Annotated in this window: 12 protein-coding genes; 6 read left to right on the top strand and 6 right to left on the bottom strand. The window is 69.4% G+C overall.

Going from position 1 to position 16,505, the window contains the following annotated elements; all coding sequences use genetic code 11:
• Positions 1 to 87: 87 nt before the first annotated feature.
• From ACKI2N_RS07750 to ACKI2N_RS07765, 4 genes are all read right to left on the bottom strand, one after another.
• On the bottom strand, positions 88 to 2,256 hold the full coding sequence (locus tag ACKI2N_RS07750; RefSeq protein WP_420995057.1) for a TonB-dependent siderophore receptor: 2,169 nt from the start codon (positions 2,254 to 2,256) through the stop codon (positions 88 to 90).
• 241 nt (positions 2,257 to 2,497) lie between these two features.
• Positions 2,498 to 4,924 carry a TonB-dependent siderophore receptor gene (locus ACKI2N_RS07755; protein ID WP_420995056.1) on the bottom strand — a complete coding sequence of 809 codons (2,427 nt, stop codon included), beginning with the start codon at positions 4,922 to 4,924 and terminating at the stop codon, positions 2,498 to 2,500.
• Positions 4,925 to 5,021: 97 nt separating this feature from the next.
• Positions 5,022 to 6,035 (bottom strand): FecR domain-containing protein, encoded by a 1,014-nt coding sequence (locus tag ACKI2N_RS07760; protein WP_420995055.1) that lies wholly within the window; start codon positions 6,033 to 6,035, stop codon positions 5,022 to 5,024.
• Positions 6,011 to 6,526 (bottom strand): sigma-70 family RNA polymerase sigma factor, encoded by a 516-nt coding sequence (locus ACKI2N_RS07765; RefSeq protein ID WP_420995054.1) that lies wholly within the window; start codon positions 6,524 to 6,526, stop codon positions 6,011 to 6,013. Before ACKI2N_RS07765 ends, ACKI2N_RS07760 begins: the two co-directional genes overlap by 25 nt.
• Positions 6,527 to 6,940: 414 nt before the next feature.
• Between ACKI2N_RS07765 and ACKI2N_RS07770 the strand changes: the two genes are divergently transcribed.
• From ACKI2N_RS07770 to ACKI2N_RS07790, 5 genes are all read left to right on the top strand, one after another.
• Positions 6,941 to 7,249 carry a YtcA family lipoprotein gene (locus ACKI2N_RS07770; RefSeq protein ID WP_420995053.1) on the top strand — a complete coding sequence of 103 codons (309 nt, stop codon included), beginning with the start codon at positions 6,941 to 6,943 and terminating at the stop codon, positions 7,247 to 7,249.
• A 20-nt stretch (positions 7,250 to 7,269) separates the two neighbouring features.
• A complete protein-coding gene (gene mdtN, locus ACKI2N_RS07775) occupies positions 7,270 to 8,340 on the top strand; it encodes a multidrug transporter subunit MdtN (RefSeq protein ID WP_420995052.1) in 1,071 nt (356 codons plus the stop codon).
• A gap of 9 nt (positions 8,341 to 8,349) precedes the next feature.
• Positions 8,350 to 10,461 carry an FUSC family protein gene (locus tag ACKI2N_RS07780; protein ID WP_420995051.1) on the top strand — a complete coding sequence of 704 codons (2,112 nt, stop codon included), beginning with the start codon at positions 8,350 to 8,352 and terminating at the stop codon, positions 10,459 to 10,461.
• The gene (locus tag ACKI2N_RS07785) at positions 10,454 to 11,947 is read left to right on the top strand and encodes an MdtP family multidrug efflux transporter outer membrane subunit (protein ID WP_420995050.1); all 1,494 of its coding nucleotides are present in this window, start codon (positions 10,454 to 10,456) and stop codon (positions 11,945 to 11,947) included. Before ACKI2N_RS07780 ends, ACKI2N_RS07785 begins: the two co-directional genes overlap by 8 nt.
• Before the next feature lie 261 nt (positions 11,948 to 12,208).
• Positions 12,209 to 13,183, top strand: coding sequence for a helix-turn-helix domain-containing protein (locus tag ACKI2N_RS07790; protein WP_420995049.1), 975 nt, complete (start codon positions 12,209 to 12,211; stop codon positions 13,181 to 13,183).
• 19 nt (positions 13,184 to 13,202) lie between these two features.
• On the opposite strand, the gene ACKI2N_RS07795 is transcribed toward ACKI2N_RS07790, so the two are convergent.
• The gene (locus ACKI2N_RS07795; RefSeq protein ID WP_420995048.1) at positions 13,203 to 14,213 is read right to left on the bottom strand and encodes a zinc-binding alcohol dehydrogenase family protein; all 1,011 of its coding nucleotides are present in this window, start codon (positions 14,211 to 14,213) and stop codon (positions 13,203 to 13,205) included.
• A 332-nt stretch (positions 14,214 to 14,545) separates the two neighbouring features.
• Here ACKI2N_RS07795 and ACKI2N_RS07800 point away from each other — a divergent pair, with 332 nt between their 5' ends.
• Positions 14,546 to 16,198, top strand: coding sequence for a Na+/H+ antiporter (locus tag ACKI2N_RS07800; protein ID WP_420995047.1), 1,653 nt, complete (start codon positions 14,546 to 14,548; stop codon positions 16,196 to 16,198).
• Here ACKI2N_RS07800 and ACKI2N_RS07805 read toward each other — a convergent pair.
• Complete coding sequence (locus tag ACKI2N_RS07805; RefSeq protein WP_420995046.1) at positions 16,166 to 16,498, bottom strand: putative quinol monooxygenase; 333 nt, start codon at positions 16,496 to 16,498, stop codon at positions 16,166 to 16,168. The genes ACKI2N_RS07800 and ACKI2N_RS07805 overlap by 33 nt on opposite strands.
• Positions 16,499 to 16,505: the final 7 nt, after the last annotated feature.

A 16,505-nucleotide genomic window follows, 5' to 3' on the forward strand; every position in this document is an offset into this window, starting at 1 on the left:
CACGGGCCGGCCGGGCGCCAACGCCGCGCGGGCGCGCAGCGGGATGCCGAGCCAGGGAGTGGTCGGCATCCTTGTCTGATGCGACGGTCAGAAATCGAATTGAGCGCTGAGCTTGAATACGCGCGGCGCGCCCTGTGTCAGATATGAAGCGCTGGTGAGCCAATACGCCTTGCTGGTCAGGTTGTCCACATTGAAGCGGATGGTGGTCCGCGCGCCGCCAACGCGGGCGACATAGCGCACCCCCGCATCGAACAACGTATAGGACGGCAGCGAGACGGTGTTTGCCGGATCGATCGAGCGCGCGCCGTAGTACTGCACGCCGCCGGTCAGCGTGAAGCCCGTATCCCACAGGCGATACTCGGTGTAGAGCGCGGCCTGCTGCCTGGGCGTGCCATCGACGCGGTGGCCGCTGATGCCCTCGGCGGCGTTCTCACTCTTGGCGTCGAGGAACAGCACAGTCGCGCCCACCAGCCACTGCGGCATGACGCGCACCTTGCCGCCCAGTTCCAGGCCGTCGTAGCGGGCTTCGCCGTCCTGCGTGAACAGGCCGGCCGGCGTGGTGTACGTGAGGCCGCGCTTGATGCGGAACAGCGCCGCGTTGGCGGACCAGTTGGCGCGGTCGGCTTTCACGCCCACTTCATATTGCTTGCTCTTGAGCGGGGCGAACACCTCATTGGCATTGACCGCCTGCAGCGGGGCGGTGGCGCCTTGCTCCAGCGATTCCACGTAGCTGGCGTACGCGGACAGCCAGTTGGTCGGCTTGAAGATGATCGCGCCGGTGGGCGTGGTCGCGCTCTTGTCGTAGTCGTTGATCGTGTCCTTGATGTTGTTGCGGCGCACGCCGACCACGAGGTCGAGGTGTTCGCCCACGTGCATCGTGTCGGAGACGAAGAACGCGCGCTGGGAGGTGTAGCTGTTGAGCGTGTCGGCTGGTTCCGCGCTCAGATGCGGGTTGTCGAAGCTGCCGGGGTCGGCCAGGTTGCCCGAGCCGAGCGTCGCGAAATTGAAGATGCTGGAGGTATACGAGCGAATGCGGCCGTAGGACGCGCCAAACGTCAGGTCATGCGTGACGAACCAGGTTCTTGCCTTGCCCTGGACCAGCGCCAGCACGTCGTCGGTCTTGAACTTGTCGGTGCCGCCGTACTGCTCCTCGGTGTAGTCGCCGCGCGCATTGGCGTAGATCGAGCCGTTCAGGTAGATCCGGTCCATCGTCGATCCGCGGTATGCCACGCGCGCCTTCCAGTCCTGCGCAAAGCCCCAGTCGAGCGCGGTGCCCCACACCTTGGCGCGTGTTTCGTAGCTCGTGAACGGCGAGTAGATGCGCTTGCTGCCGCGGATCGCCGAGGGTGGTTGCGCCACCGAGAAATCGTCGTTGGAACCCGACGCATTGGGGAACAGGCCCCAGCCCGACGAACCCTTGACCACGCGGTCCATGCCGAGGAAATCGGCGCTCCAGACCAGGTTCGGCATGATGCGCCAGTCGAGTGCCACCGATGCCGAGCCGCGCTTGATGCGGCCGCCGTCGTCGACGTAGCTGTCGCCGGCCTCGCCGACCACGACGGCGCGGTAGCCGAACCGGTCGTCCGGGCCGAAGCGGCCGCCGAGGTCGCCGCCGAGCAGGAACTGGCCACTGTCGGTGACCGACGTGAATACGCTGCGCGTCGGCGTATCGGTCGGGCGCTTGCTGACGAAGTTGACCATGCCGCCAGGCTGCCCGAAGCCATACAGGAAGCCGCCGGCACCCTTGAGGACCTGGATCTGGTCGAAGTGCTCCAGTGGCAGGTCGCCACTCCAGCCGAAGATGTTCATGCCGTCGATCTTGCGGCCGTAGAGCAGGTCGAGCGGGATGCCGCGGACCGCGATCTGGGAGGACAGGCCGCCGATGTTGTTGGAGGTGGCCGAGACCGACGCGTCGTTCTTGAGCGCCTGCACCAGCGACGTGGCCTGCTGGTTGTCCATGAGCTCGCGCGTCACCACATCGACGCTGTACGGCGTGTCCAGCAGCGACTTGTCGCCCATCGCGCCAAGGCTGGCGCGTTCAGCGCGATACAGGTTGTCGGCGGTGGCGCCGGTGACGGTGACCGTCGGCAGCGTGGCGACCGGCCCGGGCGATTGCGCGGTGGTCGCGCCAGTATCTTGCGCATGCGCCGCACTGGCCGTCAGTGTCAGGCCCAGTACCGTCGTGCCCAGGGCAAAGGTCAGGCGGGTCGGCCGGAACGGCGCCGCGCCGGTCGGCAACTTTGAGGTGGTTTCCATTTATTGCGTTGTTATGGCGTCGTGGTTGAAAACACTGGCTGCGCTTCAGCCGCGCGCGGTGGTCCATGAATATTTCCGCAAGCGTCGAAACGGGGCGCTCGTCGACATGTGGGTCTCCGGGGATGCAAATGGAACTGAACCCGGTTCATCGTTTTCAGAATGTTTGACGGATGACCGTCAAAAATCCGCCAACTTTTTTTGCCGGGGCCGGCAGGGCGACGTGGATGCGGGAGGGAACAGCTCAAAAATCGAACTGGGCGCTGAGCCTGAGGGTGCGCGGCGCACCCTGGGTCAGGTAGGAAGCACTTGTCAGCAGGTAGGCCTTGTCGGCGAGATTGTCGACATTGAAGCGGACGATAGTCCTCGTGCCGCCGAAGCGGCGCTCGTACCGGATGCCCGCATCGAAGAGGGTGTAGCCGGGAAGCGCCGCCGTATTCGCGGGATCGAGCGGGCGCGCGCCGTAATACTGGACGCCGCCGGTCAGTGTCAGGCCCGTGCCCCCGAGGCGGTACTCGGCATAGAGCTTGGCTTGCCGGCGCGGCGTGCCATCCACGCGCTTGCCTGTCAGCGATGCCGTGTTGGTCTCGTTGGCCGCGTCGAGGAGCATCACGCTGCCGATCAGTTGCCAACGCGGCGTGAGCCTTGCCTTGGCCTGGAATTCGATACCGTCGTAGCGCGATATGCCGTCCTGCGTGAAGATATTGTCGGCATTGGTGTAGGTCAGCCCCCGCTGGATTCGGAACAGCGCCGCAGTTGCCGTCCAGCGGGGGCGGTCGACCTTGACGCCGGCCTCCACCTGCCGTGTCTTCAGCGGCGCGAATACTTGCTGGGCATTGGCCGCCGTCAGTGGCGCGGTGGCGCCTTGCTCCAGCGCTTCGACGTAGCTGCCGTAGAGCGAGAGCGACTGCGATGGCTTGAGCACTACCGCTGCCGTGGGTGTATGGGCGGTCTTGTCGTACCCGTTGATGCTGTCCTCGAGGCCGTTGCGCCTGACTCCGGCCACCACGTCCAGGTGATCGCCGATGTGGAGCGTGTCCGATGCGAAGATCGCTCGCTGGGTGGTATAGCTGCCCAGGGTGTCGGCCGTCGGGGCGGTGAGGCCGGGATTGGCGAAGTGGCCAGGGTCGGCAAGATCGGCGGTGCCGAGCACGGCATGGTTCGTCACGCTCGAATAGAACGTCCGGATGCGGCCGTACGACACGCCGAACGACAGGTCATGGCGAATCGGCCCGGTACGCACCGTGCCGGTGACCAGCGCCTGCACGTCGTCGGTGTCGAACCTGTCGCGTCCACCATACTGGACTTCGGTGTATCGGCCTGTCGCATTGACGAAGATCGAACCGTTCATATAGACGCGCTCCATCGCCGACCCGCGATAGAGCAGGCTGGCGCGCCACTGATCGGCAAAGGCCCAGTCCACGTGGGTGCCATACACCTTGGCATGCGTCTCGTAGCTGGTGAACGGGGAAAAGATGCGCTTGCTGCCGGGGATCGGGGGCGGGGGCTGCGCCACGGCATAGTCGGTGTCGCTGCCGGTGGCGTTGGGGAAGATACCCCAGCCGGACGAGCCTGTCACGCGGCGGTCGACTGCCAGGACGTCGGCGCTCCAGACCAGTTGCGGCAGGATGTGCCAGTCCAGTGCCAGCGATGCGGAGCCGCGCTTGATGCGTCCGCCGTCCTTGACGTAGCTGTCACCGGTCTCGCCCACCACGTTGGCCCGGTAACCGAATCGGTCCGCCGCGCCGAAGCGGCCACCCAGGTCGCCGGCGAGCAGGAAGGTGCCGCTGTCGGTCACCGAGGTCAGCACGCTTCGCTTCGGCGTGTCGGTCGGACGCTTGCTGATGAAGTTGACGATGCCGCCCGGCTGCGCGGCACCATACAGGAATCCGCCCGCGCCCTTGAGCAGCTGGATCTGGTCGAAGTGCTCGAGCGGCAGGTCGCCGCTCCAGCCGAAGATGTTGAGACCATCGATCTTGCGTCCGCTCAGCAGGTCCAGTCCCACCCCCCGGATCGCGATCTGCGACGACAGCCCGCCGATGTTGTTGCTGATCGGCGTGACCGAGGCATCGTTCTTGAGGGCGTCGACCAGCGAATCGGCTTGCTGATTGTCCATCAGGCCGCGTGTCACCACCTCGACGCTGTACGGCGTGTCGGTGATGGCCTTCTCGCCCATGGCGCCCAGATTGACTGTGGCGGCACGATAGTCGTCCAGCTCGTTCGCCTTTGGCAGGGCCGCCGCCGTGACGGTCACCTGCTCGAACGTCGGAACCGACGCCGCCGCGTCTGCCGGCGTCAGCCGGGCCGCATCGCGCCGGCGCAGCCAGTAGCCGGCGCCGGGATTGGCGACGGCCTCCACCGGCTGTCCGCTCAGCAGCAGCTGCAACGCCTGCTCCACGGTATAGGTCCCGCGCAGGCCACTGCTGTCGAGACTGGCGGCCGCGGCGGGATCCACGGCAATCGGGACGCCGGCCTCCGCGCCAAACCGGGCGAGCGTGACGTCGAGCGGGCCCGGCCCGATATCGTAGTGGCGCGCGCCGGCGGGTGCCTGCGCCCAGCTCGCCGCAGGCAGCGCACCCGTGCCCGCCACGGGAATGGCCAGCATGAGCGCACGCAAGGCAAGTGCGAGCGGCTTGCCGGCGAAGCCGCGATTGCCGGAGCGACGGAGCACGTGGCAGTTCTGGCTCGCGTCGGAGAGATGGCTGTCCTCTCTCACGCCGGCAGAAGCCCGGTCACGCGCACGATGTCAGGCCCCATGGCAAACAAGGCTAGCGGGGAATCACGGTCACCCAATACGGCGTGATCGCCCGCGCTTGCACGGGCACGGCCTTTTCCAGCAGCGCCAGCGCGGCATCGGTGTCATTCAGCGGGAAGGCGCCCGACACGCTGAGGGTCGCAAGCGATGGGTCGCAGCGGAGCACGCCGCGACGGTATCGGGCAAGCTCGGCAACGAATTCGGGCAGCGGCATCCGGCGTGCGACCAGCATGCCGTCGAGCCAGGACCGGCTGGCGAGATCCACCGCTTCGGGCGCGCCCACCGAAGTCGCCGTAAAGCTGACCTGCTCTCCCGCGGGCAATTGGACAGGCATGCCGCCGGCGGCCGGGACGATGCGGACAGCCCCCTCGGTTACCGCAACGGTGATCGCCTCGGCCCGGCCGGTGGCATCGGCGGCCGGAACGTCGCGAACGACGAAGCGGGTGCCAAGCGGGACAATCTCGCCCAACCGGGTCGCCACCAGCAACGGCCGGCCCAGCGCATCCTTTGCCGTGCGGACCTCGATCTCGCCGGTGCGCAGGCGGATCGACCGGCGGCTCGCGTCGAACGCCGTGTCGATCGCGGAGGCCGTGTTCATCGTGACCACGGTGCCATCCGGCAATGTGATGGTGCGGCGTTCGCCAGGGCCGGTGGCAAGGTCGGCGGCCAGGCGGTCGAATGTTCCGGGCCGGGACATGGCCCAACCGCCGCCCAACATGGCCAGCACGCCCACGCCGGCGAGCGACTTCAGCGCGCGGCGCCGGGCGCCGTGCTTGCCGCCGATCCGCAAGGCCTGCCGTGCCACGGCAGGGGAAACCTCGGCCATGCCGCCACGGATCTGCCCGACAGTGGCGGTCATGATTTGCCAGGCCGCTTCATGCGATGGGTCCGCCGCGCGCCAGCGCGCGCACGCCGCCTCGTCGGCGGCAGTCGCTTCACCCGATTCGAAGGTCGTCATCCATAGCGCAGCCTGCTCGATGACGCTGGCATCCGGCATGCCCATCAGCGGTGCATCACGTTGCAGCACTGCACGTAAGCCTTGGCCATCGCCTTTTGCACCATGTTGACGGAGATATCCATCTGCTCGGCTATCTCCCGATAGCCCAGGCCGTCGACCTGAGACAGCATGAAAATCTCGCGCACGCGCGGCGGCAACCGGTCGAGCGCGCGGCTGACGGCGGTGAGCGCTTCCAGGACCAGCGCGCGCGTTTCAGGCGAAGGGACCGTCGCCTCCGGCTGGCAGGCCAGGGCGTCGAGATAGGCGCGCTCCAGTGCCAGCCGGCGGAAGTAGTCCGCGGTCAGGTGCGCGGAAACGGTGGTCAGATAGGCGCGGGGTTCACGCAACGAAGCGGCGTCGCCGTTCTTGAGCAACCGCGTAAAGGTGTCATGCGCGAGGTCGGCCGCATTGTCCGCATTGCCCAGCTTGCGCGAAAGCAGACCGAGCAGCCAACCGTGGTGGCTGCGGTAGATACTCGCGAAAGCGTGCCCCGCGCTTGAAGCGGTGTCTGTCAATGCCATGGCGCCGGTCCCGTCGCGGCGCCGTGCGCCTTGTGTTATTGAGAACGATTTGCATTCTAGTGGCGATGAGTGCGGATCGCAAGCCCTCCGGGCGGACGCGACAGGGATGGCGATTTCCAGGAACGCCTCGGCTTGCCGACGGAGGCAGGGCGGGCCATCCGCGGACTTTTCGCGCGGCCCTCCATGGTGCCGCGCGGCTCGCAATCCGATACCAAATGGCACAAGACCGTGCAATCCTCCGCGGCCCCCGGTCCGTATGCTGGCTGTTCCGCGACTTAGGGTCCTTGCGGGCCGTTTTCCGGCCCTGGCGCCGGATGAAGATGCCATGCCCATGCCGGGCGGCTCGCCTGAGCGGCGCCACATCGGGAAGAGATGCGCAGCGCGAACGCAATTATTGACGGTGGAGTGATGACAATGCCGGTCTCGACAAGGCAAGGCAGCGCGCGCGCGCGCGGCGCCGCGGCCGTCTCGGGTTGGTTGGTGGCAGGGTGCGCGCATGCGCCGTCGGTCAACGTGCTCGGCGCCTATTTTCCGGACTGGCTGTTCTGCATCGTCGCCGGCGTCGTGCTGACCGTTGCCGTGTATCGGGTGCTCGCGCGCCTGTCCGGCGGCGGCGCTGGCGGCGGCGCCGGTGGCCGTGGCTTCGGACCTCCCGCGGTGGTCTACCCCACGCTCGTCGTCCTCCTGGCATCGATTGCCTGGTTGATCTTCTTTCAGCAATGAGCTCGGGCACCGGGAGGCCCATGACAACGACGGCAACCAGCAACGCACCGCACAAGAAGGCATCGACGTACCTGGCCATCGCGCTGGTGGTGGCGACCGTGCTGGTGCTTCTGTTCGTGATCCGCCTGCTCGACCGCGAGCCGCGCACCGACGACGCCTACGTCTATGCGGACACGATCGACGTGGTGCCCGAAGTCAACGGGCGCATCGCCGAGCTGGCCGTGCGCGACAACCAGGCGGTCAGGCAGGGCGACCTGCTGTTCCGGATCGATCCGCGTCCCTACCAGGACGCGCTGGCCCGCGCGCGGGCCAGCCTGGTCGCGCTCGACAAGCAGATCGCGCTGAGCCAGCGTACCGTCGACGCGCAGCGGTACAACGCGCAGTCCGCGCGCGCCGCGGTCGAGCGCGCGCGGGCCGCCGCCGAGCAGGCGGCGGACACGCTGCATCGCACCGCGCCGCTGCTGTCGCAAGGCTATGTGTCGGCGCAGGACGTCAATCTCGCCCGCACCGCGCAACGGGCCACGCAGGCCGAGCTCGCCGCCGCCGAGCTGCAGGCGCGGCAGGCCGCGGCGGCGGTCAGCGGCGTCGATGCGCTGGTGGCCCAGCGGGCGGTGGCCGAGGCCGAGATCGCGATTGCCGAGCTGAACCTGGAATTCGCCACGGTACGCGCGCCGTTCGACGGCCGGGTCGTGTCGCTGAAGACGGCGGCCGGGCAGTTCGCTTCCGCGCTCAAGCCCGTGTTCACGCTGATCGACACGCGCCAGTGGTACGTGGTGGCCAATTTCCGCGAGACCGAGCTGAAGGGCCTGCGCGCGGGGACGCCGGCTACCGTCTACCTGCTGAGCGACGCCGGCCGGCGCTTTCGGGGTACGGTCGATTCGGTCAGCTACGGCGTGCTGCCGAACGAGGGCGGTGTCGCGTTGCCGGGCGGCCTGCCGCGCATCGAGCGCACGCTCAACTGGGTCCATGTGGCGCAGCGCTTTCCGGTCCGGATCCGGGTCGCGAACCCGGACCCGGAATTGTTCCGCATCGGCACCTCCGCGGTCGCCGTGCTGTATCCCGGGCGCGGCGGCGATGCCGGCCACCGCTGAGGGGCGCGCATGAGCTTCGCGGATACCCTGCCGCAGTCGCTGCGCGACGCGGGCGCCTTCCTGCGCGCCGAACTCGCGCCGTTCCCGGGCCGCGCCAACGTCATGCTGCGCGCCTTGCTGTCCAGCGCGATCGTGATCGTCGCGTCGCTGGCGCTCGAAGTGCCGGAGCTGCCGCTGTCGCTGCTGGTGGTGTTCTACGTCACGCAATCGAACGTGGTGATCACCCGGCTCGTCGGCCTGCTGTTCATGGTCGGCTCGACGCTTGCGATCGGCAGCTCCATCCTGCTGCTGAAGTTCACGTTCGACTATCCGCTGGTGCGCATCGCCGCGGCCAGCGTGCTGTTCTTCGGCAGCGTCTACCTGATGCGCGTGCTGAAGGCCGGCATCGTGTTCTTCATCGTCGCGATCGTGATCATCTATGTACAGACCTTCGTCGACCGCACCGACCAGGCCGAATTGCTGGTGCGCGCCGTGCTGTGGGTGTGGGTCGCGGTGAACTATCCGATCGCCCTGACGCTCGCGATCAACTCGCTGCTGCTGCCGGCCGAGCCGCAGCGCCAGCTGAAGGCGGAGCTGGCGCGGCAACTGGCCGCCGTCGATGCGCATCTGGCGCAGCTGGCCGATGGCGGTCCCGCGCCCGCGCCGATCACGCTGCGGGATGTCCAGCAAGGCGCGCTGACGCTGCAGAAGCTGCTCAAGTTCGCCACCATGCGGGATGCCGGCTATCGCGACACGCAGGCCTGGCATCTGGCGTCGATCGCCACGGTGACGCGCCTCCATCTGGGCGCCAGGGAACTGTCGGCCAGCGCATGGCCGCGCGCGGCCGCGCACCGGGCGCTGCAGCGCGCGCTGCGGGAGCATTGCCGCGCGCTCGCCGCCGCGCTTGCCGCCGATATGCCTTATCGCCTCGCCGGCCCGGCCTGGCCCGACGGCGCGGACGCCGCCGGCATGGCGGACGCGGCGCTCGAGATGCAGCGGGCGCTCCACGCGCTGAGCGACTTCGGCGCGCGCGGCGCGCGCGCCGAGTTGGCCGGCACGCCGCCGGCGGCGGAGCCGATGCTCCTGCCGGACGCGTGGACCAACCCCGCGTATGCCCGCTTTGCGCTGAAGACGCTGCTAGCGGTGCTCATCTCGTACGTCTTCTATAACGCGGCCGACTGGCAAGGCATCCACACGATCATGCTGACCTGCCTGATCGTCGCATTGCCGAGCCTCGGCGCCTCGGCGCAGCGCGCGCTGCTGCGCGTGGCCGGCGCGCTCGGCGGCAGCGCGCTCGCGCTCCTGGTGGTGGTGTTCGTGATTCCGCGGCTCGACAGCGTGGCCGGCCTGCTGCTGATGGCGTTGCCGGTGGCCGCGCTGGCCGCGTGGATCGCGGCCGGATCGGAGCGCGTGGGCTATGCCGGCGTGCAGCTGCTGTTCACCTTTTCGCTGGCGGTGCTCGGCCAGTTCGGGCCGACCACCGATCTCACCGAGATCCGGGACCGCATGGCCGGGATCCTGCTCGGCGTCGGCGTCGCGACCGTGGTCCAGTTGTCGTTCTGGCGAGAGGGCGAAGGCGATGCGCTGCGCCTGAAGCTGGCGACGATGCTGCGGCCCGTGGCCGCGCTGCTGCGGGCCGGGCCGCAGAGCGCGGCCGGGAGCGGGCCGGTGGCCTACGCGCGGCAGCAGTTGCAGGCCTGGGCCGTGCTGGGCGACTGCGAGGCGATACTCGCGCGCGTCGCGCTCGAGCCCAGCTGGCAGGAAGGCGAGCAGACCCACCTGACGGTGCGCGCGCAGGCGGTGCTTGCCCAGGGCCGCGAGATCATGCTGGCCGGCGACGCGCTGCGCCAGGCGCTCGATGCGCGCGGCGCCCTGGCCACGGAGGAGACCGCCAAGGCCGTGCGCGCGGTCCAGGAACAGGCGGCCGCGTGCCTTTCCCGCTACGCGGACGCGCTGTCGGCCAACCCGCCCGCGGCGCGGCGGCCGCGCCGCATCGAAATCCCGGCGGGGCCCGACGACGCGCCCGACGCGCAGCTCTGGGCCCGCGCGCGCCGCCTGGCGGGCGAGGTGGCCGGCTTGCCGGACTGGAACCTCGCGGTGCCGCACGCCGGCGTCCCGCGCACGCTGCCCGAACATGACTGAACGGCATCGTCAACGCCGGCGTTCGTCGCGGCGCTTGCGCGCGCTTTGCGCCGGGGCCGCGCTCGCCTGCGCACTGGCAGGCTGCGCGCTGATCCATCACGACGGCGCCCCCCATGCGCCGATCGCGCCGGACGACATCCGCCTTGCCGATGACATTCGCCTCGCGCGCGACGGCTGGCCCTCGGCGCGCTGGTGGACCGGCTACGGCGACGCGCAACTCGACGCGCTGATCGGGCGCGCGCTCATGGATGCGCCGACCATGGCGATCGCGCGCACGCGCGTCGCGCAGGCGAGGTCGGACGTCGAGCTCGTCAAGGCGGGCTCCAACCTGCAGGTGATAGCGCTTGGCCTGGTCGACCGCGAGCGCGTGTCGTCGAATGGCTTCCTCGGGCCCTTCGCGCTCGACGAGCCGGCGCTGGGCTTTTCCGGCCCGTGGTACACCGAGGGCATCGTCGGGCTCGGCGCGAGCCTGGACGTCGACATCTGGGGCAAGCAGCGTGCCCAGGTGGCGGCTTCGCTCGGCGTGCAGAACGCGCGGCTGGCGGAAGCCTCGGCGGTCGAGCTCGAGATCTCGACCGACGTCGCGCAGCTTTACTACGGCATCCAGACCACTTACCGGTTGCTCGGCCTGCTCGAGCAGTCGCAGCAGGTCGCTGCGTTCGCGGTCGAGGCGCACGCCTCGCGCGCCGCGCGCGGCCTCGAGTCGCACACCTTCGTCGAAGACGCGCAGGCGCGGCGGCTCGCCGTGCAGCGGCGGATCGTCGGCGCGCGCGGGCAGCTCAAGCAGTTGCGCGAATCGCTGCGCGCGCTGGCCGGCGCCGGCGCGGACAGCCTGCCCGAGATCGCGCCCGCGCCGTTGCCGGCGTTGCATGCCGGGCTGCCGTCGACGCTGTCGTACGAGCTGCTCGCGCGCCGTCCCGACCTGCAGGCGATGCGCTGGTACGTGCAGGCATCGTTCGACCGCATCGACGCCGCCAAGGCCGCGTTCTATCCGAGCTTCGACATCAAGGCGTTCTTCGGCGTCAACGCGCTGCACCTGGCCGATCTGTTTACGCACGCCAGCCAGCAGTTCAACCTCATCCCCGGCGTGTATCTGCCGATTTTCGACGGCGGGCGGCTCAACGCGAACCTGGGCGGCGCGCGCACGGCGAGCAACCTGCTGATCGAGCAATACAACCAGGCAGTGCTCGACGCCGTGCGCGACGTGGCGAAAACCGGCAGCCGCCTGCAGGAGCTGGACACCGGCGCGCAACTGCAGGCGCAGAAAGTGCAGGCGGTCTCGTTTGCGCGCGACAGCGCCGAAGCGCGCCACCTGCGCGGGCTCGCCGACCGGCTGGCGGCGATGGAGGCGCGCGAGCCGGTGATCGCCGAGCAGGTCGCGCTGCTCGAGATCGACGCACAGCGCCTGAGCCAGGACATCGCGCTGGTGAAGGCGCTCGGCGGCGGCTACCGGGCCGCGCCGCCGGTCGGACTGAAGCCGCGTTGATGGCCGCAACCATGGGCGCCGCCGACGGGACGATCACGCGAGAGCCGCGCTGTCGGAGCGCCGCGACTTGTGCCACAATCAGGCGGCAAGACCGCCGCGGGAAACCGGCGCCGGATGTGGCAACAGGGGCACCTATGGTCATCAGCTTCGCATCGCACAGGCCCGCGCGGCGACAGTCCCGGGGATTGCCGTCCACGCGCGATGGCAGGCCTTTCGCGGCCGGGCGCCGGCATTGGCGGGGCGCCGCAGGTGGATAGCGCCATGCCGCGAAGCATCCTGCCCTCGCCGTGCCCGAAACTGATCTCGATCGAAGAGATCCTGCTCGCGCGGCCCCAGCGGCCGATCGCCACCACCCGCGGACGCGGCTGGAGCGGCGTGACGGCCGATCTTCATCGTCCTTATTTCGGCTGTGCCGAAAGCCATGCCGGCCTCGACCATCACCTGGTCTGCTATTGCCCCTCGGGAAGCGCCCGGCTGGTCCAGATGCGGGCCGGCGCCGTGCATGCGAGCGTCATCACGGCCGGCACCTCCTATATCATGCCCGCCGGCTATGAGTCGAGCTGGGAGGGCGACTCGGGCGTGTCCGCGCGGCTGCGCATCCCGACGGCGCTGGTCGACGCCGCGGCCGAGCAGCTTGGCGGCCGAAGAAGCCGGGTGGAAATCCGCAACGTGTTCCAGGTGCTCGATCCCGTGATCGAGCGGCTCGCGCAGACGCTGCTGGTGGAAATGGACAAGAAGGCGCATCCCGTCCAGGTGTTGATCGTCGACGCCATCTCGACAGCGCTGGCAGCGCACATGCTGCGCAGCTACAACGTGTTCGAGGCGGTGGAATGCGCGCCGGAGCGCTCGCTGTGCCAGCTCGAAATCGCCCGCCTGACCGAGTTCATCGAAGACAATCTCGACCGCACGATCAGCCTCGAGGACCTGGCCTCGGTGGTCAACGTGAGCCGGTTCCATTTCAGCCGCCTGTTCAAGCGCAGCACCGGCAGCACCGCCATCGGCTTCGTGGAGCGGTGCCGCATCCGCCGGGCCCAGGCGCTGATCACCGACACTGACCTGCCGCTCGCGGAGATCGCGCTGACGGTGGGTTTCGTCGACCAGAGCCATTTCACCCGGCGATTCCACCGCCATGTCGGCTGCACGCCGGCGGTCTTCGCGCGCGAGCACGGGCGGCGGCGCCCGGGGCCGCGCGCGGCGTTGCGCCTGGCGCGGCCGGACGGGGAAGACGGGCAATAGCCGCCGCGCCGCCGCGCGCTCAGCTCCAGCCCTCGATGACGATCTTGCCGCGCGCGCTGCCGCGCTCGACCGACGCATGGGCCTGCCGCAGCGTTTCGGCGCAGATCGGCGACAGCCTCTGGCCTATGACGGCGGCGATGCGGCCGGCGTCGGCCAGCGCGGCGACCTCGTCGAGCAGCTTGTGCTGCGCGATCATGTCGGCGGTCTGGAACGTCGATCGTCCGAACATGTATTCCCAGTGCGCCGACAGCATCTTCGGCTTGAGGGCGACGATGTCGAGCGCGTCGGGGTCGTCGATGAAGGCGATGCGCCCTTGCGGGGCGATCAGCCTGGCGATCTCCGCAAGATGCTCGCGCGTGTGCGTGGTCGAGAAGACGAAGCCGGGCGCGTCGATGCCGAGCGCGGCGAAGCCCTCGTCGAGCGGCTGGCGATAGTCGATGACATGGTCCGCGCCGAGCGCGCGCACCGCGTCGGCGCCGGCGGGAAGCGCCGCGGTGGTGGTCACCGTCAGGCCGGTCAGCCTCTTTGCCAGCTGGATCGCGATCGAGCCGACGCCGCCGCTGCCCACGATGAGGATGCCGTTGGCGCCGGGCACCGGCCGGCGCACCTCCAGCCGGTCGAACAGCGCCTCCCATGCGGTGATCGAGGTCAGGGGAAGGGCCGCGGCCGCCGCCCAGTCGAGCGAGTGCGGCTTGTGGCCGACCAGCCGTTCGTCGACCGCGTGCAGCTCCGCATTGGTGCCCGGCCGCGTGATGTCGCCCGCGTAGAACACCGCGTCGCCCGGCTTGAACAGGGTGACGTCCGCGCCGACGACTTCCACCACGCCCGCCGCGTCGAAGCCGAGCACGCGGGCGGTTCCCGCCGGCGGATTCACGCCCGCGCGGACCTTGGTGTCGACGGGGTTGACCGAGACCGCATGCACGCGGACGAGCAGGTCGCGCGGGCCGGCCACGGGCGCGGGCAGCGACAGATCGACCAGCGCATCGGGCCTGTCGATCGGGGCGGCGGCATGGTATCCGACTGCTTTCATGGCTATCTCCTTCTCCTGTCGCGCCCGCAACCGTCCCGGGCGGGGAAGCGGTTCACGGGCGTGTGTGCATGGCGTGCGGCATCGCGCGGCGCCACCAGGCAACGATACTGGCGGCGGCGGGCAGAGGCTTGAACCTTCTTGCTCGAAATGGTCGATTGCTGCTGTTCGCGGCGGCAAACCGGTTCGCGCCCGCCATCGCGCTGCGGACTTGTGTGGCGGATTGGCCCGCGACCCGATGCCATCGCATATGCGCCGTTTTTTATGGCCTATGATCGAGATGCCTTCCTTCTCATTCTTCGCCGGAGCGCGGGGCGGATCCCCGAGGGCCGAACTTGGAAACGATAACGATCACTCTCGTGCTGCTTGCGTGCGTCATTGCCAGCAGCATCCTGAAGCGCGCCGCCAGGATCCCGCTTCCGCTCGCGCTGGTGCAGATCGCGATCGGCGCGCTGATCGCCCGGATGTCCGGGTTCCGGGTCTCGCTGCCGCCGGATGTCTTCCTGCTGCTGTTCGTGGCGCCCTTGCTGTTCCTGGACGGCTGGCGCATTTCGAAGGAAGGGCTCTTCCGCGATAAATGGACGATCGGCGCGTTTGCGCTGGTCCTGGTCCTGCTCACGGTGCTGGGGGCGGGGTTTTTCATTCACTGGCTGATTCCGGCGATGCCGCTGCCGGTGGCCTTCGCGCTGGCGGCGACGCTGTCTCCGACCGACGCGGTCGCGGTGTCGGCCATCGCCGAGCGCGTGCCGATCCCGAAGCGGCTGATGCATGTGCTGGAAGGCGAGGCGTTGCTGAACGACGCCTCGGGCCTGGTCTGCCTGCGTTTTGCGATCGCGGCCGCGGTGACCGGCTCGTTCTCGCTGGCCGAGGCGGGCGTGACCTTCCTGTGGCTCGTCGCCGGCGGCGTCGCGGCGGGCGCGGGGGTGACGCTGCTGGCGAACGCGGCGAAGGACTGGACCGCGCGGCTCTTCGGCGAGGAGACCGGCACGCAGATCCTGATCAGCCTGCTGCTGCCGTTCGGCGCGTATGTCGTCGCCGACCGGATCGGCGCGTCGGGCATCCTCGCCGCGGCGGCCGCGGGCATCGCGATGAGCTACGAGGAGCTGTCGGGAAGGGCGCTGGCGGGCACGCGCATTCGCCGCGCGGCGGTGTGGGATGCGCTGCAGTTCGCCGGCAATGGCGTGATCTTCGTGCTGCTCGGCCAGCAACTGGCGGGCGTGATCGCGCAGGCGGGGCAGGCGCTGCGCCAGACCGGCAGGCAGGACGAGGGATGGCTGCTGGTCTACGTCGCCGCCATCGGCTGCGCGCTGTTCGTCATCCGTTCACTGTGGACCTGGGTCGCCTTGCGCCTGATCCTGTTTCGCGCCGGCCGCGGCGCGCCGGCGCTCGGCGCGTCGCGCTGGCGGCTGATCGCGGCGACCTCGCTGGCGGGCGTGCGCGGCGCGGTTTCGCTGTCCGGCGTCATGACGCTGCCGTTGCTGCTCGCGGACGGCTCGCCGTTCCCGGCGCGGGACCTCGCCATCCTGCTCGCCGCCGGCGTGATCGTGGTCACGCTGGTCGCCGCCAACGTCGGGCTGCCCTATGTCCTGAGCGGCATCCGGGTTCCGCCCGGCACGCACGAGCAGCGGCAGGAGGACGAGGCGCGGTGCGCGGCGGCCCGGGCGGCCATCGCCGCCGTGGAGCATGCGTTGCGCGCGACCGGCAAGGCAACCGAGGACGCCGACCTGTTCTCGCAGGCCGGCGCGCGGCTGATCGCACACTATCGCGAGCAGATCGAATTGCACCTGCATACCGGCACGGCGGCGCGGCGCGGCCTGCGGATCGACGAGGCCGAACGCGGCTTGCGCCTGCTTGCCCTCGGCGCGGAGCGGGCAGAGCTGTACCGGATCGCGCAGTCGGGCAAGGTCACGGACGAACTGGTCCGCGACCTGGTCCGGGAGGTCGACCTGCAGGAGTCACGGTTCAGCGGCCGCGGCATGCGGAGCTGAGCCCGGCGTCTTCACGCCCAGCACTTCGAGCAGCGCGATGGCGGGGGGCGCGGCAAGCAGGTCCGGGGCACGCGCCATGAGCGCCTGTCCGATCGGGCCGGCCAGGTGCGCCTGCCGGTCGGCTTCGCTGGCGAACGCATCGAATATGCCGAAGGTGGCGGGGGCCAGGCGCAAGGCGAACCATACCGGCGTGGTGGTTTCCCGGTTCGCCATCTCGAGCGCGGCCGCGAGAAACGCGGATACCGCCTCTTCCTTGCCGGGCTTGGCTTCGAGTCGTGCATAGAGTGCGTATTGCATCATCTTCTTT

Source organism: Cupriavidus sp. 30B13 (assembly GCF_049059565.2).
In the GTDB taxonomy this organism is placed as follows: domain Bacteria; phylum Pseudomonadota; class Gammaproteobacteria; order Burkholderiales; family Burkholderiaceae; genus Cupriavidus.

Excerpts from the sequence above, each read along its gene's own strand:
- ACKI2N_RS07750 (WP_420995057.1), bottom strand. The coding sequence starts at position 2,256 with ATGGAAACCACCTCAAAGTTGCCGACCGGCGCGGCGCCGTTCCGGCCG.
- ACKI2N_RS07765 (WP_420995054.1), bottom strand. The coding sequence starts at position 6,526 with ATGGCATTGACAGACACCGCTTCAAGCGCGGGGCACGCTTTCGCGAGT.
- ACKI2N_RS07770 (WP_420995053.1), top strand. The coding sequence starts at position 6,941 with ATGCCGGTCTCGACAAGGCAAGGCAGCGCGCGCGCGCGCGGCGCCGCG.
- mdtN (WP_420995052.1), top strand. The coding sequence starts at position 7,270 with ATGACAACGACGGCAACCAGCAACGCACCGCACAAGAAGGCATCGACG.
- ACKI2N_RS07780 (WP_420995051.1), top strand. The coding sequence starts at position 8,350 with ATGAGCTTCGCGGATACCCTGCCGCAGTCGCTGCGCGACGCGGGCGCC.
- ACKI2N_RS07785 (WP_420995050.1), top strand. The coding sequence starts at position 10,454 with ATGACTGAACGGCATCGTCAACGCCGGCGTTCGTCGCGGCGCTTGCGC.
- ACKI2N_RS07790 (WP_420995049.1), top strand. The coding sequence starts at position 12,209 with ATGCCGCGAAGCATCCTGCCCTCGCCGTGCCCGAAACTGATCTCGATC.
- ACKI2N_RS07795 (WP_420995048.1), bottom strand. The coding sequence starts at position 14,213 with ATGAAAGCAGTCGGATACCATGCCGCCGCCCCGATCGACAGGCCCGAT.
- ACKI2N_RS07805 (WP_420995046.1), bottom strand. The coding sequence starts at position 16,498 with ATGATGCAATACGCACTCTATGCACGACTCGAAGCCAAGCCCGGCAAG.